Annotated in this window: 21 protein-coding genes; 13 read left to right on the forward strand and 8 right to left on the reverse strand. The window is 65.0% G+C overall.

Annotated features, from left to right (window positions below; translation table 11 throughout):
* Nucleotides 1-151: 151 nt before the first annotated feature.
* Together IVA81_RS34540 and IVA81_RS34545 are read left to right on the forward strand one after the other, a co-directional pair.
* Nucleotides 152-598 carry a cytochrome c gene (locus tag IVA81_RS34540; RefSeq protein ID WP_247326588.1) on the forward strand — a complete coding sequence of 149 codons (447 nt, stop codon included), beginning with the start codon at nucleotides 152-154 and terminating at the stop codon, nucleotides 596-598.
* 298 nt (nucleotides 599-896) lie between these two features.
* Nucleotides 897-2,180 carry a cystathionine gamma-synthase family protein gene (locus IVA81_RS34545; protein WP_247326589.1) on the forward strand — a complete coding sequence of 428 codons (1,284 nt, stop codon included), beginning with the start codon at nucleotides 897-899 and terminating at the stop codon, nucleotides 2,178-2,180.
* Between the two features lie 218 nt (nucleotides 2,181-2,398).
* On the opposite strand, the gene IVA81_RS34550 is transcribed toward IVA81_RS34545, so the two are convergent.
* Nucleotides 2,399-2,815 (reverse strand): CHRD domain-containing protein, encoded by a 417-nt coding sequence (locus IVA81_RS34550; RefSeq protein ID WP_247326591.1) that lies wholly within the window; start codon nucleotides 2,813-2,815, stop codon nucleotides 2,399-2,401.
* Nucleotides 2,816-2,970: 155 nt separating this feature from the next.
* On the opposite strand from IVA81_RS34550, the gene IVA81_RS34555 reads away from it, so the two are divergent.
* Nucleotides 2,971-3,909, forward strand: a complete 939-nt coding sequence (locus IVA81_RS34555) for a cytochrome c (RefSeq protein ID WP_247326593.1) — start codon at nucleotides 2,971-2,973, stop codon at nucleotides 3,907-3,909.
* A gap of 1 nt (nucleotide 3,910) precedes the next feature.
* Here the strand turns inward: IVA81_RS34555 and IVA81_RS34560 are convergent, their stop codons facing one another.
* Together IVA81_RS34560 and IVA81_RS34565 are read right to left on the reverse strand one after the other, a co-directional pair.
* The gene (locus IVA81_RS34560) at nucleotides 3,911-4,156 is read right to left on the reverse strand and encodes an Lrp/AsnC family transcriptional regulator (RefSeq protein WP_018317369.1); all 246 of its coding nucleotides are present in this window, start codon (nucleotides 4,154-4,156) and stop codon (nucleotides 3,911-3,913) included.
* A gap of 95 nt (nucleotides 4,157-4,251) precedes the next feature.
* Entirely contained in the window at nucleotides 4,252-6,195 is a 1,944-nt protein-coding gene (locus tag IVA81_RS34565) for a PAS domain-containing sensor histidine kinase (RefSeq protein WP_247326595.1), read from the reverse strand.
* Between the two features lie 344 nt (nucleotides 6,196-6,539).
* Between IVA81_RS34565 and thiD the strand changes: the two genes are divergently transcribed.
* The 4 genes from thiD (at nucleotide 6,540) to IVA81_RS34585 (ending at nucleotide 10,564) form a co-directional block, all read left to right on the forward strand.
* A complete protein-coding gene (gene thiD / locus IVA81_RS34570; protein WP_247326597.1) occupies nucleotides 6,540-7,340 on the forward strand; it encodes a bifunctional hydroxymethylpyrimidine kinase/phosphomethylpyrimidine kinase in 801 nt (266 codons plus the stop codon).
* Nucleotides 7,341-7,648: 308 nt separating this feature from the next.
* Entirely contained in the window at nucleotides 7,649-8,461 is an 813-nt protein-coding gene (locus IVA81_RS34575; protein WP_104465794.1) for a UDP-2,3-diacylglucosamine diphosphatase, read from the forward strand.
* A 13-nt stretch (nucleotides 8,462-8,474) separates the two neighbouring features.
* Nucleotides 8,475-9,518: a glycosyltransferase family 1 protein gene (locus tag IVA81_RS34580; protein WP_247326600.1), complete on the forward strand. Its 1,044-nt coding sequence runs from the start codon at nucleotides 8,475-8,477 to the stop codon at nucleotides 9,516-9,518.
* A 62-nt stretch (nucleotides 9,519-9,580) separates the two neighbouring features.
* Nucleotides 9,581-10,564 (forward strand): threonine/serine dehydratase, encoded by a 984-nt coding sequence (locus IVA81_RS34585; protein ID WP_181769534.1) that lies wholly within the window; start codon nucleotides 9,581-9,583, stop codon nucleotides 10,562-10,564.
* Nucleotides 10,565-10,747: 183 nt separating this feature from the next.
* Here IVA81_RS34585 and IVA81_RS34590 read toward each other — a convergent pair whose 3' ends face one another.
* A complete protein-coding gene (locus IVA81_RS34590; RefSeq protein WP_247326603.1) occupies nucleotides 10,748-12,550 on the reverse strand; it encodes a caspase family protein in 1,803 nt (600 codons plus the stop codon).
* A 164-nt stretch (nucleotides 12,551-12,714) separates the two neighbouring features.
* Here IVA81_RS34590 and IVA81_RS34595 point away from each other — a divergent pair, with 164 nt between their 5' ends.
* A complete protein-coding gene (locus tag IVA81_RS34595) occupies nucleotides 12,715-13,158 on the forward strand; it encodes an RbsD/FucU domain-containing protein (protein ID WP_346659431.1) in 444 nt (147 codons plus the stop codon).
* Here IVA81_RS34595 and IVA81_RS34600 read toward each other — a convergent pair.
* Complete coding sequence (locus IVA81_RS34600; protein WP_247326606.1) at nucleotides 13,155-13,538, reverse strand: VOC family protein; 384 nt, start codon at nucleotides 13,536-13,538, stop codon at nucleotides 13,155-13,157. The two genes, IVA81_RS34595 and IVA81_RS34600, sit on opposite strands and share 4 nt — an antisense overlap.
* A gap of 150 nt (nucleotides 13,539-13,688) precedes the next feature.
* On the opposite strand from IVA81_RS34600, the gene IVA81_RS34605 reads away from it, so the two are divergent.
* Nucleotides 13,689-14,045 (forward strand): hypothetical protein, encoded by a 357-nt coding sequence (locus IVA81_RS34605; protein WP_247327113.1) that lies wholly within the window; start codon nucleotides 13,689-13,691, stop codon nucleotides 14,043-14,045.
* Nucleotides 14,046-14,058: 13 nt separating this feature from the next.
* Here IVA81_RS34605 and IVA81_RS34610 read toward each other — a convergent pair whose 3' ends face one another.
* Nucleotides 14,059-14,412, reverse strand: a complete 354-nt coding sequence (locus IVA81_RS34610) for an ADP-ribosylation/crystallin J1 (RefSeq protein ID WP_247326609.1) — start codon at nucleotides 14,410-14,412, stop codon at nucleotides 14,059-14,061.
* Nucleotides 14,413-14,749: 337 nt separating this feature from the next.
* A complete protein-coding gene (locus IVA81_RS34615; protein ID WP_247326611.1) occupies nucleotides 14,750-16,219 on the reverse strand; it encodes a hypothetical protein in 1,470 nt (489 codons plus the stop codon).
* 75 nt (nucleotides 16,220-16,294) lie between these two features.
* Here IVA81_RS34615 and IVA81_RS34620 point away from each other — a divergent pair, with 75 nt between their 5' ends.
* Nucleotides 16,295-17,491, forward strand: a complete 1,197-nt coding sequence (locus IVA81_RS34620; RefSeq protein ID WP_247326612.1) for a major facilitator superfamily domain-containing protein 6 — start codon at nucleotides 16,295-16,297, stop codon at nucleotides 17,489-17,491.
* Here IVA81_RS34620 and dgcA read toward each other — a convergent pair.
* Nucleotides 17,461-18,456: an N-acetyl-D-Glu racemase DgcA gene (dgcA, locus tag IVA81_RS34625; RefSeq protein ID WP_247326613.1), complete on the reverse strand. Its 996-nt coding sequence runs from the start codon at nucleotides 18,454-18,456 to the stop codon at nucleotides 17,461-17,463. The genes IVA81_RS34620 and dgcA overlap by 31 nt on opposite strands.
* Before the next feature lie 134 nt (nucleotides 18,457-18,590).
* On the opposite strand from dgcA, the gene IVA81_RS34630 reads away from it, so the two are divergent.
* Genes IVA81_RS34630 through IVA81_RS34640 form a run of 3 tightly spaced genes read left to right on the forward strand, consistent with a single transcriptional unit; the run spans nucleotide 18,591 to nucleotide 21,414 of the window.
* Nucleotides 18,591-19,724, forward strand: a complete 1,134-nt coding sequence (locus IVA81_RS34630; protein WP_247326614.1) for an ABC transporter permease — start codon at nucleotides 18,591-18,593, stop codon at nucleotides 19,722-19,724.
* Nucleotides 19,725-19,726: 2 nt separating this feature from the next.
* Nucleotides 19,727-20,497 carry an ABC transporter ATP-binding protein gene (locus IVA81_RS34635; protein WP_027545159.1) on the forward strand — a complete coding sequence of 257 codons (771 nt, stop codon included), beginning with the start codon at nucleotides 19,727-19,729 and terminating at the stop codon, nucleotides 20,495-20,497.
* Nucleotides 20,498-20,538: 41 nt separating this feature from the next.
* On the forward strand, nucleotides 20,539-21,414 hold the full coding sequence (locus IVA81_RS34640; protein ID WP_247326615.1) for an MlaD family protein: 876 nt from the start codon (nucleotides 20,539-20,541) through the stop codon (nucleotides 21,412-21,414).
* The last annotated feature ends 55 nt before the right edge of the window (nucleotides 21,415-21,469 follow it).

Here is a 21,469-nt window from a genome sequence, read left to right on the forward strand (position 1 = left end):
AGGCAAACGCGGAACGCGTTTTGCGGGCTCAGCCAAATGATCCAGAGTGCGACGATTTATCGTCGCGCTCTGGATGGAATGAAACCTGCCGATCGGGGTTGGCCCAATGTGGGGTCAGCACGATCCTGTCTCAGCGAAAGGGATTTTGCGAATGAAGCGAGTGTTGGTTGTTGGGGGCGCGCTGCTGCTCGGGATAGGCGCCGTCTGGGCGGATCAGAACTCCGTCAAGGAAGTCCAGACCCTCATGAAGGGCAACGGCAAGAACGCCGGTGCGATGTCGGCGATCGTCAAGGGCGAGAAGCCCTACGACCAGGCCACCGTGGACAGCGCGCTGGCGCAGTTCGAAGATACCGCCAAGAAGCTGCCGAACCTGTTTCCGGCCAGCGCCAAGGGTGTGAAGCTCGACGGTGATTACTCGCCCTCGCCGAAGGTCTGGGAGGACAAGGCCGGCTTCGACGCCAGGATCGCAAGCTTCGCCAAGGTCGTCAGCGAAGCCAAGGGCAAGATCAAGGATATGGACTCGCTCAAGGCGAACTTCCCGGCGGTCGGCAAGGAATGCGGCGGCTGCCACGAGACGTTCCGCGTCAAGAACGGCTGAGGCGGAGGCTCTTAGCGCGTAGCCCGGATGAGCGAAGCGATATCCGGGGACTTCGGCCGAGCAGATAGTCTGTCCCGGATGTCGCTTCGCTCATCCGGGCTACTGGAATCGAAGGGACGGTTGCGAAAGCAGCCGCCCCTTTTTTCTGTCCGAAGGTCTGACGGATCGCTGCCGGAGCAGTTATCTTCGCCTCAACGGCCGCGGCGTTGATGCGAGTCGGCGCATCTCTTCTTGACTGCGTCGTGTCATCAGGAGTTCCAGCGCGCGGCGAGGATCTCAATCAAGAGCGAGACAGGCCATGGCCAAACCGTTTCCGTCCAAGACGCACATCGGCAATCACATGCTGCATCCCGAGACGCTGATGCTGACCTATGGCTATGATCCGCAGCTGTCGGAAGGCGCCATCAAGCCGCCGGTGTTCCTGACCTCAACGTTCGTGTTCAAGACGGCCGATGACGGGCAGGACTTCTTCGATTTCGTTGCCGGCCGGCGCGAGCCGCCGGAAGGGATGGGCGCGGGCCTGGTCTATTCGCGCTTCAATCATCCCAACAGCGAGATCGTCGAGGACAGGCTTTCGATCTACGAGCGCACCGAGAGCTGCGCGCTGTTCTCATCCGGCATGGCGGCCATCGCGACCACGATCCTCGCCTTCGTCCGCCCCGGCGACGTCATCCTGCATTCCCAGCCGCTCTATGGCGGGACGGAAACCTTGCTGACGAACACGCTGGCGCGTCTGTCGATCGGCGCCGTCGGCTTCGCGGACGGGATCGACGAGGCGGCCGTCAAGCAGGCCGCGGAAGAAGCCATCGCCAAAGGCCGCGTGTCGATGATCCTGATCGAAACTCCGGCCAATCCGACCAACGGCCTGGTCGACATCGCCATGATCCGCCGTGTCGCCGATTCCATCGGAAAGGCGCAAGGCGACACACCGATCATCGCCTGCGACAATACGCTGCTCGGGCCGGTGTTTCAGCGGCCGATCGAGCACGGCGCGGACCTGTCGCTGTACTCGCTGACGAAATATGTCGGCGGCCATTCCGATCTGATCGCGGGTGCAGCGCTCGGCTCGAAGGCGATCATGAAGGGCATCAAGGCGCTGCGCGGCGCCATCGGCACCCAGCTCGATCCGCATTCCTGCTGGATGATCAACCGCTCGCTCGAAACGCTGAGCTTGCGCATGGAGAAGGCCAACAGCAATGCGCGCCTCGTTGCAGACTTCTTGCGCGATCACGCCAAGGTCGCCAAGGTCCACTACCTCGGTCATCACGAGGAGTCTTCGCCAGCCGGGCGTGCGTTCGCGCGGCAGTGTCTGGGGGCGGGATCCACCTTCTCGTTCGACATCGTCGGCGGCAAGGAGGCAGCCGTGAAATTCCTCAACGCGCTGCAAATCCTCAAGCTGGCGGTGAGTCTCGGCGGCACCGAGTCGCTCGCGAGCCTGCCTGCAACCATGACTCATTCCGGCGTTCCCGCCGACATCCGCCAGAAGATCGGCGTGCTCGATTCCACGATCCGGCTGTCGATCGGCATCGAGAATCCGTCGGACCTGATCGCCGACCTCACGCAGGCGCTGAATGCGGCTTGAGCGCGATCGAAAAGTCCGTAGCCCGGATGGAGCGCAAGCGTAATCCGGGGTCTTCATCCCTCGGAGGCCGTCCCGGATTGCGCGGAGCCTGTCGTCGGGCGGCGCTTCGCGCCGACCCGTTGGCTTCATCCGGGCTACGAAGTTAGTCGCTTTGGAATCGAAAAGGCCGGACGCGCCCTCCTGCGCCCGGCCTTCGCGCGACGAAGCAGCGTTGCGGCTTACTTCGTGACCTGACCGCGAATCTCGCCGCCCGGATTGGCCGCGGTGTGGATGTTGACGTAGAGCTTGCCGCCGAGCAGATCGGCGGCCTGCGCGTCGGTGAGCGTCGCTTCGCCCTTGACCGGGCTCGAGGTCGCATTCGGGATCGCAACCGCGACGCCGGCGTTCTTGCCGGCCTCGGCAGGCCCATGGAAATGCGCCGCAGTGGCGGGGCCGGAGAGCCCGGAATAGGTGACGGTCCAGGACAGCTTCTTGCTGGCGGCATCATAGTCCAGATCGGCGGTTCCGGTGCCGCTGGTGGTCGTTGCCGGCACTTCGGACTTGCCGTCGAGCGTTGCTTTCAGCTTTTCGGCGCTGGCCGGGCCCGCAAAAGCGACGGCACCGAGCGCTAACACGGCAATGACGGTCTTGTTCATGACATTCTCCCTGCTGAACCCGTTCGGGCTGCCAAACTTCCAACAGCCGGCATTTCAGTTTATTCCCGTTTCCGGCCAGGGCGGGCTAAATTCTTCGTGGCTGGAGCCGCGACGACATTGGTCTTAGGTTCGCCGCGACGAGTGAATGGATCCGCATGTTGCAACGAACAATTCTCGTGGGGCTGCTCGCTGCGGTCGCTGCCGCCGGCGTCTATTGGTGGCTCAGCGCGCCGGTCGTGGCAGCCGCGGGCCATGCGCCGGCCCATGTGGCAAACCTTGCCAACGGCGAGGCGATGTTCAACGCCGGGGGCTGCGCGTCCTGTCACGCCACTCCCGACCAGCCCGATCGTGTCAGGCTCGGTGGCGGCGTCGCGATCAAGTCGCCGTTCGGAACGTTCTACGCGCCGAACATCTCCCCCGACCCGAATGATGGCATCGGCAAATGGACGGAGGCCGACTTCGTCAACGCGGTGATGCACGGCGTTTCGCCGGGCGGGCAGCATTATTTTCCTGCCTTTCCCTATACGTCCTATCGTCACGCAAGGCGCGAGGACGTGCTCGATCTCTTCGCCTATCTGAAGACGCTTCCGCCTGTGATCGGCAGGGTGCGCGACCATGACATGCGTTTTCCCTTCGATATCCGGCGCAACGTCGGCATCTGGAAATTCCTGTTTCTGGACGACAAGCCGCTCATTGCCGACGGCACGAAGTCGCCGCAATGGAATCGCGGCGCCTATCTCGTCAACAGTTTCGGCCATTGCGCCGAATGCCACAGCCCGCGCAACGCGCTCGGCGGCATCATCGAAGGCCAGCGCTTTGCCGGCGGGCCCAATCCGGAAGGCGAGGGCTGGGTACCCAACATCACACAGAAGCGCCTCGGCGAGTGGAGCGCGAAGGATATTGCCTATTTCCTCAAAAACGGCGAATTGCCCGACGGCGACAGCGTCGGCGGCGCGATGAGGCGTGTGATCAAGAACACCTCGCAATTGTCCGACGAGGACCTTGCGGCGATGGCGGACTATCTCAAATCGCTGCCGCCGGTGGACGGTCCGCCGCGGCCCAAGCGCAAGGAAGCCGGCAAGGAAGCTGGTTAGCTCAGCTGGCGCCGAACGCCTTGAAGGTGATGATGGTGAGGGTGTCCTGGATGCCCGGCAGCACCTGCACCTTCTCGTTGACGAAATGGCCGATGTCGGTGTCCTTGTCGACGTAGAACTTCACAAGGAGGTCGTATTGGCCGGCCGTGGAGTAGATCTCGGAAGCGATCTCGGCTTCGGCAAGCGCATTGGCGACCGTATAGGACTGGCCGAGCTTGCATTTGATCTGGACGAAAAAAGGAACCATCGCGGGCACTCCGAAAGCGTATCTGGCGGCTAATAGGCCAAAACCGGCACGGTTTAGCAAGCGGACTTGCCGGCCACCAGATGGCGGTCGGGCATTCAGGACGTCACGACCGCCGCGGCGAATGCGTCTCTGAGCCGCTGGGCGAGCTCGACCTTGCGATAGGGCTTGGTCAGCACGATCGCCTGTGCAGGCGCGCGGCCTTGCTCGACCAGGGTCTCCAATGCGTAGCCCGAGGTGAACAGGACCGGCAGACCGGGACGAATCCGCCGCGCCTGATCGGAGAGCTCCCAGCCGTTGATGCCGCCCGGCATCACGATATCGGTGAACAGCATGTCGATGCCGGGGTCGGTGCGCAGCTGCTGCAAGGCCTCCTTGCCGTTGACCGCGGCAACGACGCGATATCCGAGCGCTTCCACCCTGCGAATGACGGAGGAGCGGACGAACGGATCGTCCTCCGCGATCAGGATCGTCTCGTATCCTCGCGGCGCCGCGTCCTCGCCATCGGACAGGTCGGCCTGCGATTGTCCGGTGTCCGCGCGCGGCAGATAGATTCGGACCGTCGTCCCAAGGCCTGTCTCGCTGTAGATCGAGACATGGCCGCCTGATTGCTTCGCAAAGCCATAGACCATGCTGAGGCCGAGGCCCGAGCCCTTGCCGACTTCCTTGGTGGTGAAGAACGGCTCGAAGGCGCGTGCGATGACGTCAGGTGTCATGCCTTCGCCGTCGTCGGTGATCGAGATCAACGCGTAAGCGCCGGCCGCAACTTCGGGGTGAAGGGCGCAATAGTCCTCGTCGATCGCGGTCAGCTCCGTGCTCAGCGTCAAATGTCCTCCTGCAGGCATGGCGTCCTGCGCGTTGAGCGCGAGATTGAGCACGGCGGATTCGAGCTGGGCGCGATCGGCAAACGCCACGATCGTACCTGGCCCGGTGCTCGTCCTGATCTCGATGTCTTCACGCAAGGTGCGCTTGAGCAGCTTGAACATGGAATCGAGCAGGCCGCGGCAATCGATCATCTGGGGCTGCAGCAACTGGCGGCGGCTGAATGCGAGCAGCCGCTGCGTCAGCTCTGCGCCCCGTTCGCCCGACTGGCAGATGTCGTCGGCAAAGCGCCGCAGATCGGGCCGAGCCTTGAGCTGCTCGCTCAGATGCTCGGCGTTGCCGACGATGACGGTCAACAGATTGTTGAAGTCGTGCGCGATGCCTCCGGAGAGCTGACCGACCGTCTCCATCTTCTGCGCCTGCTGAAGCTGCTGCTCAGTCAGCTTGCGCGCGGTCAGGTCGTGGACGATGCCGACGAAGATCAATTCGCCATCCTGCCGCGCTTGGCCGACCGACACGTCCATCGGAAAGGTCGATCCGTCCTTGCGCAGGCCAACGGCCTCGCCTGCGGTCGCGAAATGGCTCGCGTGGCTGTCGGGCGCAGCGCCCGCCTCGGGCATCAGCATCCCGATGTTCCGGCTCATCACCTCGTCGGCGGAGTAGCCGAACATGCGCTCGCAGGCCGGATTGAACAGCAAAATGCGGTCCTGCGCATCCAACAGGATGACGCCGTCGACCGCGGTCTCGACGATTGCGGTGAGACGCGCCACGCTCTCGCGCATCGCGCGTTGCGCGTCCCTGACCTGCTGGAGCAGCAGCGTGGCGTCCCGGGTCTTGATTTCCTCCTCCTCGAGCGCGGCCTGGACCTGCCGCAGTTCGAACGGCGAGGGGATCGTCAGGATCTTCGGCAGCAGCGGCCAGAGCGCGCCCGCCGTGACCACGGATGCCACCGCGGTCGCCGCCTTGACGATGCCCTCGATGCCATAGATCGGAACCCAGAGCGTGTAGATCGAAAGCACATGGGTCAGGCCGCACGCCATGATGAAGATCGCGAATGCCCAGTAGACCCAGCCGAATTTGAGGTCGCGCCGCTTGGTAACCAGAATCGCGAGGGCAAACGGGATCGAGAAATAAGCGGCGGCAATGCAGGCGTCGGCAACGACATGGAGCCAGATCAGCTCGGGCTCCCACAACAGGCAGATGCCGTGCGGCGACAGCATGGACGAGTCGAGGAGACGTTCAAAAAAGGCCCACATCGTTCCACCCCAAGATTCCGTTCCAGGCGGCTTGCGGGCCGGGGCGGCCCGCAGCATCGGTGAATGGTTCCACCACCTGACGTCTCACACATCGGCGAAGCAGTTCGCGACTATACCAAGGGCCCGGCGCGGTTGCATTTTCAAGCCCGCACCATTGCGGGGCGAAGCCCGCAATATCCGCCTGATTCGGCGTGCACGCCACGGTATCGCGAATCACGGTCCGCCGCGGTCCGGCGCGCTTGCCGGTGTTCCGCGGTCGCGCTAGGACAGGCCATGGCGGTCTCGGTATCCAGCAAATGTGTCCGGCGATGACGACCCCGGTCGCACTCACCATCGCCGGTTCCGATTCGAGTGGCGGCGCTGGCATCCAGGCCGACCTGAAGACTTTTGCCGCGCTCGGCGTCTATGGCGCTTCCGCCATCACGGCACTGACGGCCCAGAACACGCGCGGCGTCACCGGCATTCACGCCGTGCCTGCCGACTTCGTCACCGCGCAGATCGATGCGGTGTTCGCCGATCTCGAGGTCGGTGCCGTGAAGATCGGCATGGTGGCCCAGGTCGCCAGCATCGATGCGATCGCGGCGGCGCTTTCGCGCTGGAAACCGGGACACGTGGTGATCGATCCCGTGATGGTGGCGACATCGGGTGACCGCCTGCTGGCGTCCGAAGCCGTCGACGCTCTGCGCACCAGGCTGATGCCGCTGGCGTCCGTGATCACGCCTAATCTGCCGGAAGCCGCGGCTTTGCTCGACGGGCCGATCGCGGCAAGCGGGGCTGAGATCGAAAAGCAGGGGCGGCGCCTGCTGGCGCTCGGCTGCCGTGCGGTCCTGATCAAGGGCGGGCACGGCGAGGGCGCGGAGAGCACCGACTATCTCATCGATGCCGACAACACGATCGCGCTCGCCGCGCCCCGCGTTGCGACCCGCAACACCCATGGCACCGGCTGCTCGCTGTCTTCGGCAGTTGCGGCGGGGCTGGCTAAAGGCGCGGATCTCGAAAGCGCCGTGCGCAACGCCAAGGCCTGGATCACCGCCGCGATTGGCGCTGCCGACCGCTTCAGCGTCGGTCGCGGCCATGGCCCGATCCATCATTTCCACAAGTTCTACTGAGGCGGGCCGTCGGCGGGAGCGCGGCCGCACTTTGAGGCACAATAGTCTCCACATCGTCATGGCCGGGCTCGTCCCGGCCATCCACGCCTTGCCACGCAGCACGAAGAACGTGGATGCCCGGGACAAGCCCGGGCATGACGACCTCTGTAAGGTTCTCGCGGAAAGCCCCTGCGGCGCCATGTCGCCTGATTGTCGCATGCGACTGATATTCGCGGGGTGGGCGAGGCAAGGCGTGATTCGTATCTGAGGGTGCCTCAAGGGTTCAATCGGTCATCCCCCTGTCACGGGACATTGTTACAGGCTGGCGCATGGGAAGTTACGATGTGAGTGACGAGAGCCCGGAGCGGCGCTTTCGCACGTTGTTTATCTCCGACGTTCATCTCGGAGCCCGCGGTTCTCAAGCCGATCTTCTGCTCGACTTCCTGCGCTACCATGATGCCGACACGATCTATCTCGTCGGTGACATCGTCGACGGCTGGGCGCTGAAATCGAGCTGGAACTGGCCGCAATCCCACAACGACCTCGTGCAGAAGCTGCTGCGCAAGGCCCGCAAGGGCGCCAAGGTCGTCTACATCCCCGGCAATCACGACGAGTTCCTGCGCAACTATTACGGCACGCATTTCGGCGGCATCGACGTGGTCGAGAACACCGTCCACACCGGCGTGGACGGCAAGCGTTATCTCGTCATCCACGGCGACATCTTCGATCTCGTGGTGCAGAACGCGCGCTGGCTCGCCCATCTCGGCGACAAGGCCTACGACTTCGCGATCCAGATGAATCGCTTCGTCAACTTCTTCCGACGCTTGTTCGGCGTGCCCTATTGGTCGCTGTCGCAATGGGCCAAGCAGAAGGTCAAGAACGCCGTCAATTATATCGGCGCGTTCGAGCAGGCGCTTGCCGCCGAGGCGCGCCGTCACGACGCCGACGGCGTGATCTGCGGCCACATCCACTACGCCGTGATCCGCGACGAGGGCGGCATTCGCTACATGAATTGCGGCGACTGGGTCGAGAGCTGCACCGCGCTCGTAGAGCACGACGACGGTCATTTCGAGATCATCACCTGGGCGGATCATCTGCAGAAACCGGCAGCCGTACCGCAGGTTGCAGCCAGAGCTGCATAGAAGAGGCCGCCTGATGCGCATCCTGGTCGCGACCGACGCCTGGCACCCGCAAGTCAACGGTGTGGTTCGGACGCTGACCAAACTCGCTGATGCTGCCGAGACGCTTGGCGTCGAATTCACGTTCCTGACGCCGCAATCGTTCCGCACCTTTGCGATGCCGAGCTATCGCGACGTGCGGCTGGCGATGCCGCGCCCGGCGCGGATCGCCAAGCTGATCGAGGAAGCGCGGCCCGACAGCATCCACATCGCGACGGAAGGGCCGATCGGCCTGATGGTCCGCCGCTATTGTCGCCAACGCAGGCTGCCCTTCACGACCAGCTTCCACACCCGCTTTCCCGAATATGTGCGCGCCCGCGTGCCGGTTCCGGGCTCGCTGATCTGGCGGGCGCTGCGCCGTTTCCACAGCCCCAGCCGCGCCGTGATGGCGGCAACGCCTGCACTCGCCCGCGAGCTGACCGAGCGCGGCTTCGACAATGTCGTGTTGTGGCCCCGCGGCGTCGACACTCATTTGTTCCATCCCCGCGCCATCGACCTCTGCCTGCCGGCGCCGGTGTTCCTGTCGGTCGGCCGCGTCGCGGTGGAGAAGAACCTCGAGGCTTTTCTCGATCTCGATCTGCCCGGCATCAAGGTGATCGTCGGCGACGGCCCGGCGCGTGTCGCGCTGGAAGAGGCCTATCCCGATGCGATCTTCCTCGGCGAGAAGCACGGCGAGGAACTGGCGGACATCTATGCGGCCGCCGACGTGTTCGTATTCCCCAGCAAGACCGACACGTTCGGTCTCGTCCTGCTGGAGGCGCTCGCGAGCGGCCTGCCGGTTGCGGCCTTCCCGGTGAAGGGCCCCCGCGACGTGATCGGCGATGCCCCGGTCGGCGCGCTCGATCACGATCTGCGCAGCGCCTGCTTCGCGGCTCTCGATGTCTCCCGGCAGGATTGTGTCGCGTTCGCTGCCAATTACACCTGGGAGGCCTCGGCGCGGGTCTTCATCGACAGTATTTTGGCGGTCGGCGCGGTGCTGCCGGGTCGGACCGGCGCGGAACAGCCCCGCCGGGTCGCCTGAGCGGGCAATTCCTCGCGCGCAGGTGTCTTGCCCGGGCCTCATCGGCCGCGATAAGCTCGGACATGACCGAACAGCTCCTCCCGATCGGCCCTGCCGACATCGACGCTGCGGCGCGCGTGATCGCGCCCTACGCCATCCGCACCCCGCTATTGTCCTTCCCCGTGCTCAACGAGCGCGTCGGTGCGAAGGTGTTTTTGAAGCCAGAGATGCTCCAGCGCACCGGCTCCTTCAAGTTCCGCGGTGCCTTCAACAAGGTGTTCTCGATCCCGCAGGACAAGCGCGCCGGCGGCGTCGTCGCGTTCTCCTCCGGCAACCACGCCCAGGGCGTGGCGGCGGCGGCAAAAATCCTCGACATGCAGGCGACCATCGTGATGCCTGCCGATGCGCCGTTGTCCAAGCGCGAGCGCACCAAATCCTACGGCGCCGAGGTTGTGCTCTATGATCGCGACAAGGACGACCGCGAGGCGATCTCGCGCGGCATCGCCGAGAAGCGCGGCGCGACGCTGGTCAGACCTTACGACGATCCCTTCGTGATCGCGGGGCAGGGCACCGCGGGCCGCGAGATCGCGGAAGACATGGCAACGCTCGGCCTCAGCCCCGACATCGTGGTGGCGCCGGCCTCCGGCGGCGGCCTGATCGCGGGCGTCGCGACGGCGGTGAAGGCGCGCTATCCGCTAGCCGAGATCGTGGTGGCCGAGCCCGAGGCGTTCGACGATCACGGCATTTCGCTGAGCGCCGGCCATCGCGAGCCGCATCCGCCCGCGGGCCGAACCATCTGCGATGCGCTGATGGCCCTGATTCCCGGCGAGATGACATTTGCGATCAACAGCAAGCTGCTCGCGCGCGGCGTCACTGCGTCTGATGCCGAAGTGGGTGCCGCTGTCGCGTTCGCCTATCGCGAGCTGAAGCTCGTGGTCGAGCCCGGCGGTGCAGTCGGCCTTGCCGCGCTGCTTGCGGGACGCCTCGACGTTGCCGGCAAGAACGTCGTGATCGTGCTCTCCGGCGGCAATGTGGATGCGGACTTGTTCGCCGAGCTGGTAGCCTAGTCGTCATTCCGGGGCGCGCGTGAGCGCGAACCCGGAATCCATTTCCCCGCCGACTCTGCCGCACAATGGATTCCGGGCCTGCGCCTCTCGGCGAATTCCGGAATGACGATGTGCAAGAGCTGACATGAAGAAAGGGCGGAGCATCGCTGCTCCGCCCTTTCTCTTGCGTGCGCTTGCCCGCGATCAGTGCATGAAGCCGCCGCGACGGTTGCCGCCACTCATGCTCGGCGCCTGGTTCATCGACTGCCGGAAGTTGGTGCCGCTGTTGACCATGCGGGTCGGCATCGTGTTGACCTGCGGACGCTTGTTCTGCACGTCGTTCTGGACCTGCACCTTGCTCACCGGATTGTTGCTGATCTTCACGCGATCGTTGATGCGGATCGGGCGGTTCTGCGTCTGAACGTTGACCGGCTTCGACTCGATGTTCGAGCCACCCTTGCCGACATTCACGGGCATGCTCACGATCTTGCCCGGCTTGCCGTTGACGTTGCCGCCATTCGGGGTGTTGGTCGCTGGCAAAGTGACGATCTTGCCAATGCCGCCATTGGTGTTGGTCGTGTTGGTCGGCGCAGGCAGGGTGACGATCTTGCCCGGGGTCTGCGACGGCGTGCCGTTCGGCTGGCTCGGCTGGTTGTTGTTGCCCGAGGGCAGGTTGACGATCTGGCCGCCATTGCCAAGCTTGCCGATGACATTGCCGTCGACCGGCTTCTGCACGACCGGCAGGTTGCCGCCCATCTGCGGCCCACCATTGCCCTGCTGCAAGGGCATGTATTTGGGCTGGCCGAGATTGCCGATCTTGAAGGTCGGGGCGATGTTCTGCGGCGCCAGGAACTTGGTCGCCTGCATCAAGGGGATTTGCTTCGGCTGCGTCTGTAGCGTCAGCGCGACTTGCGCATAGGGGCTGTTGCCGTAGCTGTCGTAGAAGCTCTTGTACGCCACGGGCGAGTTCACGAGCACCGCCTTGTGCCAGGCCTGCGAGAGCAGGATGTTATTGAGCAGCCAGCGGACGTGGTCGCACAGCGGGTCGTGCGGATACATCTGGATGAACTCCTGATAGTATTCCGGCCGGCCCTCGGACACGACGTAATCATAAGCCTGGCGCGTCGAGCGGCTCGGCAGGTTGGCCGCCATCTGCACCACCGGCGCCTTGACCGGCGCGCGGTTGGCGGCAATTGCGGTGTCGCCGAAGAAGGTGAAGTCGCTCGTGAGCGAGGAGCTCTCCCACGGAATCTGCGCGCCGCTGGTGGTCTGGTTCACCTGCAGACGCACGCGCTTGAACAGCTGCTCGATCGGCACGTTGGGCTCGCGCGCGACGTTCAGGAAGGCTTGCGTATAAGGGCTGTGGCCGCCGGTGCCGTCGAGCGCTTCGGCGCCCGGCGCGGTCGAGTAACCCACGATCGAGCCGTTCGGCGCATCGACGATGGCAAGGCCGCGGCCGGCGTCGTTCACGCTCGGGAACGGATTGTTGCGGCAGGCATCGAGGATGACGATGCGCATGCGGCTCGGGATCGTCTCCAGCGTCGACATCACGTCGACGAGGCGCACCGAATTGCTGACGAGCTCGGTGGGGTTGGAGACCTTCGCGTCGACCGGAACCAGGTAGTTCTCACCGGCGAGTTGCACGCCGTGGCCGGCATAATAGACCATCGCCACCGTGTTCGGACCGCGCGAAGCGACCTTGGCGGAGAAGTCCTGGACGACGCGGAGCATGTCGTTCTGGGTCAAATCGGTTGCGGAGACCACGTCGAAGCCGGCGGAGTTCAGGAACTGCGCCATCGATTGCGCGTCGTCGTCGGGGTTCGCAAGCTGCGGTGCGTTTTGGTAGTTCGCATTGCCGATCACCAGCGCCACCCGCTGCTCCGGGCCTTGCAGCGCGGTGGGGGCAGGCTGGACCGGGGCGACCTGCGCGGAAACGGGCCCGCAGGCGAAGCCGAACAGGCTTCCCAGCAGACTCGCAGTCATCAGGAAAGGCTTTAGGCGGAACATGGCGTGCTCCTCTGGCACTGATCTCGATGCGAGATTGGTTGCGAGGAAGCTTGGCCGCGTTCGAGCGTATGCTCCGTGATCCCTGTCACCATTGCGGCTTACGTGATCTGAATCACGCTTGGAACCTGCTATGGTTAGCGATCGATAACAGGAACCGCCGTCACATGCTGAAATCGATCGATCCGATCCTGACGCCTGACTTGCTTTGGCTGCTCGCCTCCATGGGCCACGGCGACGACCTCGTGGTCGTCGACGCCAACCACCCGGCCACGCACATCGCCCGCAGCACATCGTCGCAGCGCCTGATCCAGTTGCCGGGCTTGACGATGGAGTCGGCCGTCCGCGCCATCATGTCGGTTTATCCGCTCGACAATTTCGATCCCGACCCGGTGCGGGTGATGATGCCGGTCGACGATCCCGACCGCGTGCCCGACGTGCAGCGTGCGGTGCTGGCCGAGATCGAACGCGCCAGCGGCAGCGCCATTGCTCCTGGCAAGCTCTCTCGGGCGGATTTCTATCGCGCGGCAGCGGCGGGTTTCGGCGTCGTGCAGGTCGGCGACAGCAGGGGCTATGGCTGCTTCCTGATCCGCAAGGGCGTGATCAGTTAGCTGGACTGGCGCATCAGCTCTGACGGCCAGCCGATGCGGACGAGGAGGCCGTCAGGACCGTTGATGCCCACTTCATACATGCCCCATTCGCGGTGACGCAGCACGCCGCCGGGGCGGATGATCAGATCGTCCACGCGCGCGGCAATGGCCTCGACGTCGGGCGTGCGGATGAAGACGCCAAAGGGATTGTGCTCCGGCACACGCCATGGGCCATCGCCGGCTTGCGTGAGATGGACCTCGCATCCCCAACCGCTCATGATGACATAGCCATCGTCGCCGCCCGTGCGCGTAAAGCCGAGACGTTCCCAGAACGGTTTAGCGGCGGGAAGATCGTTGCTCGGAATGATCGCGAAGGCGCCGACGCGCGGGGGCTCAGACATGGGGTCACTCCGGAACTTGCAAGACGTTTCGTGCAGCACTCGTGCTGCACTTTGCAAGCGTATCGAGAGAAGCCGATGAGCAGAAGCGGCGAAAAGCCTCGCACTCGAATTTGAGTGGTCTTCTCGCATCCGCCTGTTTATTGTCGAACCATGTCTCGCCTTGTGTGTCTATCTGTTGCCATCGTCCTGTCGCTGCTGCCCGCCACAGCGCCCGCTGCGTCAAACAAGCCTTCCAAGCCGGTCTGGAAAGGCTACGGCTTCCTGCCGGGCTATCGGCAGCCGCTGAGCAACAGCATTCCGCTCTACAAGCAGAAAGACGCGATGCGCCGAATGTCGCGCGCCGACCGACGTCATTGGTATATCGACCCGGTTCCGCAGTATTATCGTTGGGATGGCGAGTGGCACTATTTCGGCCGCCCCGGCTTCAACGGCGGCCGCTACAATGGCGGCAGCTTTGGTCCGTGCTGGACGCGCACCCCGATCGGAGCGGTGTGGAATTGCGGGTGATCGGGTAGGGCGGCTAAGGGAAACTGCGGACGACCTCGATCACGCCGACGATCGCGGCATTGAACGCATCGAGATCTTCGGCCGGAATCCAGTACTCCAGATGGGATCGTCCGCCCGCTTCCTGGACGTCGTATTTTTCGATGAAGCTGCGCTTGACTGCAAAGCGCGTCACGAAGCCTGATCCGCTCGCCGGGACATTCCAGTCCCGCGCGATCTTGATGGCGTAGTCTTCCGTAAGCACCGGGTAGAAGATCGGCTGGTCCGGCAAGCGCGGTGGGAACGCGCGCATGCCGGATTGCTCGATCAGCTCCAACTCTTTCGGGCCGATGGGACGCCAGAGGGTGAGGGTGTTGTGGGCGGAGGACATGGCTGTGATGATAGGGTTCTGATAGCCCTACATACACCGACACGCTCCTCTACTCTATCACCGTCACCCTGAGGTGCTCGCCTCTTCGGCGAGCCTCGAAGGGCGACGGCCCGGCTGCATCTCGGCCGTTCATCCTTCGAGGCTCCCCATGGGACGCGTTGCGTCCCATGCTTCGCACCTCAGGATGACGGAGCCAACAACGACGTGGCGAGAGGATTTGCACCGCAATTTATCTCTCGTGCTGCTGAGCCGGGGCCCATGTCGCAGTAGAACTCGTGGCTGCTGGGTCCCGGATCTGCGCTTCGCTTGTCCAGGACACGAGAGTGAGCACTCGTCCTTACGAGAAGAACGCGATCTTTTCGGCCTGGGTCATGCGGCGGATCGGCGCGAGGGGATCGTTGGCGGGCGCGCGGGGCTTCTGCAGAATGCCGCTGGCGAGGATGGTGGCGCCGAGCGAGGGCTCGGACAAGGATGCGGACAAGGACGCCGACAGGGGCGAGGGCATCGGTGGCAGCGTCGCGGCTGGCGCTGCGGAGAACGTCGCCGTCGCAGCCATGGCCGGGGCCTGCTGCTCCATTACTTCGGCGGCGGCCTCCGCAATGGCGTCGGTGAGGCGCGCGAGCGAGTCCATCGCGATCGGCGCGTCCGCGGCCTGCTCTTCCATCACCGGGGCAATGGCCGGCTGAGGTGCGATCGGCTCCGGAAGCTCGGCGGCAACGGGCGCTGCAGTCTCCGCTGGCCTCGGTTCCGGAGCGGCCGTTTCCAACTCGACCGGCGTGATGATCTCGTCGAAATCAGGATCGGGTGCGGCCATCTCCAGCGCGATGGCCTCGAGCACGGCGTCGTCCTCGGCTTGCGCGGCGGCGTCGAGCGCGAATGCGTCAGCGACGTCCGCGGGGTCCGTGACCGGCTCTTCAAACGAGACGTCTTCAGGCGCCGTATCTTCGGGCGCGACACTCTCCGGCGCGACATGGTCGAGCGCGGCGTGTTCGACAGCGATCTCGCTTTCGGCCGCCATCTCCGGCGCGACGGCCGCATCCATTGCTTGCTCGGCCTCGGCGAACGCTCCGGTGGCGACGGCCGCGTCCATGACGGCTTCGGGCTCGGCAGCTGCCGCGATGTCCTGCGGCGACTCCGTAAAAGCCACGGGGGCTTCGCTGGGCATCGCTGCGGCTGCGGTCGGGGCAGGTGCGGTCTCGGCAGGCGGAGTTTCAGCGGCGGATGAGGGCTCCTCCTGCATCGGAGCCGGAGGCGCCGCCTGCGGCGTTGCGCCGGCGTCGGTGTGCTCGACCCGATCCCTCAGCAGATCGAAGGCAATCTTGAGCTCGACGCGGGGGTCGATGGTCGAAACCTGTCCGCAGGCGGCCTCGATCGAGGCGAGCTGCGAATCAATGAGGTCGCAGATTCGCCCGTCGGCGCCGATTTCGCGCCAGCGCCAGGAGATCTCCTTGATGATGCGCACCCCGCGCGGGATCGCCGCGAGGCTTGCCTCGATCACCGCGGGGTCGAACGCGGCGATCGCGATCGTCTCGGCTTCGCGGATGGCGCGGCGGATCTCGACCAATGCTTCGGGCAGGCGGTCTTCGACGACGGGTTGCCGCTGCGCCGCAAGGGTTTCTTCGATCTTTGCGACCGCATCGAGCACCATGCGGGTGTCGGCATTGCGGTTGCGCTTGGCGTATTCGCCGAGGAACCAGCGGCCGCGCGCGGTCTCCATGAAGGCTTCGCGGATCGCGTCGTAATCCTGCTCGTTCGGCTCGGCCGCGCGGGCAGACATAGGCGAGAGGGCGAATGCTTCGTTGGCCATGGCAATCTCGTCGCGCAAATCACTGCGCGGTATTGTAACGATCACCACGATATCGACCGAATCGCAATTGGTTTGATGCAGTCCGAATCACAAATCCCCATCGCGGCATCCAGGAAGCGGCGATTCGCCGTCAGCCTTGCCCTGTTCTATTCGGCCGTCTTCGCGGTCTCGGGCACGCATCTGCCGTTCTTCCCGGTGTGGCTGAAGGCGATCGGCATCGATGCGGCCTGGATCGGGCTCATCAACGCGCTGCCGGCGATCACGCGCTTCACCACGCTGCCCCAAGTGACCGCCTTCGCCGAAAAGCGACATGCCATCCGCGCCGCCATGATGATGTCGGTGCTGGCGACCGCGATCGGATTTACGGCGGTCGGCCTGCAGCAGCAGCCGCTGGCGCTGTTCCTGATCTATGCGCTGACCTGCATGATGTGGACGCCGACGATGCCGCTGACCGATGCCTATGCGCTGCGCGGTGTCGCCCGTTACGGGCTCGACTACGGACCCCTGCGGCTGTGGGGCTCGGCGGCCTTCGCCGCCGGCTCGCTCGCCTGCGGCTATCTCATCGACAGCATCGCCGCGCGCGACCTGATCTGGATCATCGTTGCATGGGCGGTCGTTGCGGTCGGAGCCAGCCTGCTGCTTCAGCCGCTCGACGATGTCAGGCGCAAGACGACGGAGCGGCATGCCAGCAAGGCGCTGCTGCGCGATGCCGGCTTCTGGGCGATCATCGGCTCGGCGGCGCTGATCCAGGGCAGCCACGTCGCCTATTACACCTTCTCGGCCATCAACTGGCAGCTCCACGGGATCAGTGGGCTGACGATCGCGGGGCTGTGGACGCTGGGCGTGATCGCCGAGATCGTCGTGTTCGCGCTGTCGCCGCGCTTCTCGCTGCATCCATCCACGATGATCGCGATCGGGGGGATAAGTGCCGTTGTGCGCTGGATCGTCACCGCCAACGAGCCGCCGCTCGCGCTGCTTGCGATCGTTCAGCTCGGCCACGGCCTGACTTTCGGCATGACCATCGTCGGCACCATGAATCTGCTGGTGCAGCGCGTGCCCTCGCATCAGATCGCGCGCGGGCAGGGCTATTATGCCGCCTGCAACGGCCTCTTGGGCGCGACGACCTCAATCGCCTCGGGCGCGATCTATGCCCACATCGGCGATGGCCTGTATTACGTCATGGCGGCGATGGCCGCGGGCGGCGCGCTCGTGATCTGGTCGGCGCGGCACCGGCTCAAGACTCAGCCCCAGAGCGAAGCATCCGGCGGATAGACCAGGCTGTCGTCATAACGCAGCCCGTGGTCGCGGTCGTGTGCCAGCAACAGCGGGCCATCGAGATCGACGAAGCGCGCCTGCGGCGTCACCAGCATCGCCGGCGCCATCGACAGCGAGCTTGCGACCATGCAGCCGATCATGATCTCGAAGCCGAGGGCTTGTGCCGCGTCCGCCATGGCGAGCGCCTCGGTGAGGCCGCCGGTCTTGTCGAGCTTGATGTTCACCGCGTCGTAGCGTTCGCGCAAGGGGGCAAGCGAGGCGCGGTCGTGCACGCTCTCGTCGGCGCAGACCGCGAGCGGCCGCTTGATCCGCGCCAGCGCGTCATCCTTCCCGGCCGGGAGCGGCTGCTCGACCAGGGTGACGCCGACAGCCTCGCAAGCGGCGAGATAGTGCTCCAGATTGGCCTCGGTCCAGGCCTCGTTGGCATCGACGATCAGCTCGGATTCGGGCGCCGCCTTGCGCACCGCCGCGATCCGCTGGGGATCGCCGTCGCCGCCGAGCTTGATCTTGAGCAGCGGCCGGTGCGCCGCCTTGGCGGTCGCGGTGGCCATGGCCTCGGGGGTCCCTAACGAGATCGTGTAGGCGGTGGTGCGCTCGCCCGGCACCGGGCGGTCGAGCAGGTCCCAGGCCCGCAGGCCTGCCGCCTTGGCCTCCAGGTCGATCAAGGCGCAATCCAGGGCGTTGCGGGCCGCACCGGGCGCCATGGCGGCCTGAAGGGCCTGCCGCGTCAGCCCGTCCGCGACGGCCTGCTGCATGGCCTGGATGGCCGCAAGGGTAGCCTCCGGCGTCTCGCCATAGCGGGGATAGGGCACGCACTCGCCGCGGCCGGTCAGCCCGTCCCGGCTAACCTCCGCCACGACAGTCACGGCCTCGGTTTTGGCCCCCCGGCTGATGGTAAAGCTGCCCGCGATCGGGAAGCGCTCGATTCGCGCCGCCAGGGAAGCAAATTTCATGGAAGTCATTTTGAACTCTGGCGAAATCTGAACCTGCTAGTTACCTCTAGCAACTAACATTAACCACTTGGGGATACCTTCTCTGGGTAAGGGCGCGTGCGCAACTCTCTGATTTTCTCCGCCCCGGCACGGGAGCGGACATCTTGAACAGCGATCCGAAGCTGGAACGGATTGCCAAGGGCAACGCGCTGGCACTTTGCGCCACTGGGACCTGGACCGCGAGCTTCGCGCCGGTCCTGGAGCGGATCGTGGCCGACGCCGAGAAGCTCGCCGGCGGCCCCCAGAGCATCTTTATCGACGTTTCCGAGGTCGCCAAGCTCGACACCTTCGGCGCCTGGCTGATCGAGCGGCTGCGCCGCAGCCTGACGAAGGGGCCCGTCGAGGCGCAGATCGCGGGGCTCTCCGCCAATTATTCGAGCCTGGTCGACGAGGTGCGGCGGGTCAGGGCGACGGCCGTGGTCGACGGCGGCACGGTGACCATCACCGGCATGCTGGAGCAGATCGGCCGGACCGTGGCCGGTGTGGGCGGGACGGTCGCGGGCCTCGTCGACATGCTCGGCGCCGTGCTCGCGGCAGGATTTCGCGTCCTGATCCATCCGCGCTCGTTCCGCCTGACCTCGACCGTGCATCACATGGAGCAGGTCTGCTGGCGCGCGGTGCCGATCATCGTCCTGATCACCTTCCTGATCGGCTGCATCATCGCCCAGCAGGGCATCTTCCATTTCCGCAGATTCGGCGCCGACATCTTCGTGGTCGACATGCTGGGCGTGCTGGTGCTGCGCGAGATCGGCGTGCTCCTGGTCGCGATCATGGTCGCCGGACGCTCGGGCAGCGCCTACACCGCCGAGCTCGGCTCGATGAAGATGCGCGAGGAGATCGATGCGCTGCGCACCATGGGGTTCGATCCGATCGAGGTGCTGGTGCTGCCGCGCATGATGGCCCTCGTGCTGGCGCTGCCGATCCTGGCATTCCTCGGCGCGATGGCCGCGCTCTATGGCGGCGGGCTCGTCGCCTGGCTCTATGGCGGGGTCGAGCCCGAGGCCTTCCTGCTGCGCTTGCGCGACGCCATCTCGATCGACCATTTCATCGTCGGCATCGTCAAGGCTCCGGTCATGGCCGCCGTGATCGGCATCGTCGCCTGCGTCGAAGGGCTCGCCGTGCAGGGCAGCGCGGAATCGCTCGGACAGCACACCACGGCCTCGGTGGTGAAGGGCATCTTCTTCGTCATCGTCATGGACGGCGTGTTCGCGATCTTCTTCGCCTCGATCGGGATGTGACGATGGCAGGCGAGATCCAAAATCCCATCATCCGCGTCCGCGACATCACCGTGCAGTTCGGCAGCACACGCGTGCTCGACGGCCTCAACCTCGACGTCAAGCGCGGCGAGATCCTCGGCTTCGTCGGCCCTTCCGGTGCCGGCAAGTCGGTGTTGACGCGCACCATCATCGGCCTCGTGCCGAAGGTCGCCGGCTCCATCGAAGTGTTCGGCGTCGATCTCGATTCCTCCAACACCTCGCAACGCCGCAACGTCGAGCGGCGCTGGGGCGTCTTGTTTCAGCAGGGCGCGCTGTTCTCCTCGCTCACCGTGCGGCAGAACATCCAGTTTCCGATGCGCGAATATCTACGGGTCTCGCAGCGGCTGATGGACGAGATCACCATGGCCAAGCTCACCATGGTCGGCCTCAAGCCCGAGGTCGCCGAGCGCTTCCCGTCCGAGCTCTCCGGCGGCATGATCAAGCGCGTGGCGCTGGCGCGCGCGCTGTCGCTCGATCCGGACCTCGTCTTCCTGGACGAGCCGACCTCGGGCCTCGACCCGATCGGCGCCGGCGACTTCGACGAGCTGGTCCGGACGCTCCAGCGCACTTTGGGGCTGACGGTTTTCATGGTAACCCACGACCTCGACAGCCTTTACACAGCATGTGACCGCATCGCCGTTTTAGGGAACGGTAAGATCATTGCGGCAGGGTCGATCGCCGACATGCAGGCCTCGCAGCATCCCTGGCTGAGGCAGTATTTCCATGGCAAGCGCGCCCGCGCGGTCATGGGTTGAGAGCTGGGTTGAGTAGCTGGGATGAGTAGCCGGAGCACCTGATGGAAACGCGGGCGAACTACGTCTTGATCGGGTCGTTCACGCTGGCGGTGATCGCCGCGGCGATCGGCTTCGTGCTGTGGTTTCAGTCGTTGCACACCACCAAGCAGCGCAGCCCCCTGCGCGTCGTGTTCGAGGGCCCGGCGGCGGGCCTGCGCAACGGCGGCAGCGTCAATTTCAACGGTATCCGGGTGGGCGAGGTGGTCTCGGTGAAGCTGGACAACCCGCGGCGGGTTGTCGCACTCGCCATGATCGAAAACAACGCCCCGATCCGCAAGGACACCCTGGTCGGTCTCGAATTCCAGGGCCTCACGGGCGTCGCCGCGATCTCGCTCAAGGGCGGCGACGAGGCCGCGGCGCCGCCACCGCTCGACCAGGACGGCATCCCGACGCTGACCGCCGACCCCAACAAGCTCCAGGACGTCACCGAGGCGATCCGCGGCACGCTGCAGAACATCAACAAGATCGTCGCCGATAATCAGGAATCGGTGAAGAACTCGCTGAAGAATCTGGAGACCTTCACCAACTCGCTCGCCCGCAACTCCGAGAAGATCGACGGTGTGATGGCCAAGGTCGACGGCGTCATGCTCAAGGCCGACAATCTCATGGTCGGCCTCAACACGCTCGCCGGCGGCAAGGACGGCGGCGAGCTGTTCCAGGCGGTGAAGTCGATCCGCGAACTCGCCGACGATTTCGACAAGCGCTCCGGCGCGCTGATGACCGACGGCCGCCGCACCCTCGGCGACATCAGCCGCGCCGTGAACAATTTCGATCGCAACCCGACCCGCGTGCTGTTCGGCGCCAGCAACTCATCGCAAGCAGCCCCGCCGCCCGAGCCGCCGAAGCCTGCGCCCGCGAACGAGCGCAGGCGGCAGTAGACGTTAGTCCACGGACCTCTCCTCGTCATTGCGAGCGTAGCGAAGCAATCCAGAC

It is taken from the genome of Bradyrhizobium sp. 141 (assembly GCF_023074055.1).
GTDB lineage: Bacteria > Pseudomonadota > Alphaproteobacteria > Rhizobiales > Xanthobacteraceae > Bradyrhizobium.

What these genes read in the sequence shown, in the direction of transcription:
- IVA81_RS34560 (WP_018317369.1), bottom strand. Translation starts at nt 4,156, where the DNA reads ATGGTTCCTTTTTTCGTCCAGATCAAATGCAAGCTCGGCCAGTCCTAT.
- IVA81_RS34600 (WP_247326606.1), bottom strand. Translation starts at nt 13,538, where the DNA reads ATGTCTGAGCCCCCGCGCGTCGGCGCCTTCGCGATCATTCCGAGCAAC.
- thiD (WP_247326597.1), top strand. Translation starts at nt 6,540, where the DNA reads ATGACGACCCCGGTCGCACTCACCATCGCCGGTTCCGATTCGAGTGGC.
- IVA81_RS34605 (WP_247327113.1), top strand. Translation starts at nt 13,689, where the DNA reads ATGTCTCGCCTTGTGTGTCTATCTGTTGCCATCGTCCTGTCGCTGCTG.
- IVA81_RS34565 (WP_247326595.1), bottom strand. Translation starts at nt 6,195, where the DNA reads ATGCTGTCGCCGCACGGCATCTGCCTGTTGTGGGAGCCCGAGCTGATC.
- IVA81_RS34610 (WP_247326609.1), bottom strand. Translation starts at nt 14,412, where the DNA reads ATGTCCTCCGCCCACAACACCCTCACCCTCTGGCGTCCCATCGGCCCG.
- IVA81_RS34620 (WP_247326612.1), top strand. Translation starts at nt 16,295, where the DNA reads ATGCAGTCCGAATCACAAATCCCCATCGCGGCATCCAGGAAGCGGCGA.
- IVA81_RS34555 (WP_247326593.1), top strand. Translation starts at nt 2,971, where the DNA reads ATGTTGCAACGAACAATTCTCGTGGGGCTGCTCGCTGCGGTCGCTGCC.
- IVA81_RS34575 (WP_104465794.1), top strand. Translation starts at nt 7,649, where the DNA reads ATGGGAAGTTACGATGTGAGTGACGAGAGCCCGGAGCGGCGCTTTCGC.
- IVA81_RS34550 (WP_247326591.1), bottom strand. Translation starts at nt 2,815, where the DNA reads ATGAACAAGACCGTCATTGCCGTGTTAGCGCTCGGTGCCGTCGCTTTT.
- IVA81_RS34580 (WP_247326600.1), top strand. Translation starts at nt 8,475, where the DNA reads ATGCGCATCCTGGTCGCGACCGACGCCTGGCACCCGCAAGTCAACGGT.
- IVA81_RS34540 (WP_247326588.1), top strand. Translation starts at nt 152, where the DNA reads ATGAAGCGAGTGTTGGTTGTTGGGGGCGCGCTGCTGCTCGGGATAGGC.
- IVA81_RS34615 (WP_247326611.1), bottom strand. Translation starts at nt 16,219, where the DNA reads ATGGCCAACGAAGCATTCGCCCTCTCGCCTATGTCTGCCCGCGCGGCC.
- IVA81_RS34590 (WP_247326603.1), bottom strand. Translation starts at nt 12,550, where the DNA reads ATGTTCCGCCTAAAGCCTTTCCTGATGACTGCGAGTCTGCTGGGAAGC.
- IVA81_RS34640 (WP_247326615.1), top strand. Translation starts at nt 20,539, where the DNA reads ATGGAAACGCGGGCGAACTACGTCTTGATCGGGTCGTTCACGCTGGCG.
- IVA81_RS34545 (WP_247326589.1), top strand. Translation starts at nt 897, where the DNA reads ATGGCCAAACCGTTTCCGTCCAAGACGCACATCGGCAATCACATGCTG.
- IVA81_RS34595 (WP_346659431.1), top strand. Translation starts at nt 12,715, where the DNA reads ATGCTGAAATCGATCGATCCGATCCTGACGCCTGACTTGCTTTGGCTG.
- IVA81_RS34635 (WP_027545159.1), top strand. Translation starts at nt 19,727, where the DNA reads ATGGCAGGCGAGATCCAAAATCCCATCATCCGCGTCCGCGACATCACC.
- IVA81_RS34585 (WP_181769534.1), top strand. Translation starts at nt 9,581, where the DNA reads ATGACCGAACAGCTCCTCCCGATCGGCCCTGCCGACATCGACGCTGCG.
- dgcA (WP_247326613.1), bottom strand. Translation starts at nt 18,456, where the DNA reads ATGACTTCCATGAAATTTGCTTCCCTGGCGGCGCGAATCGAGCGCTTC.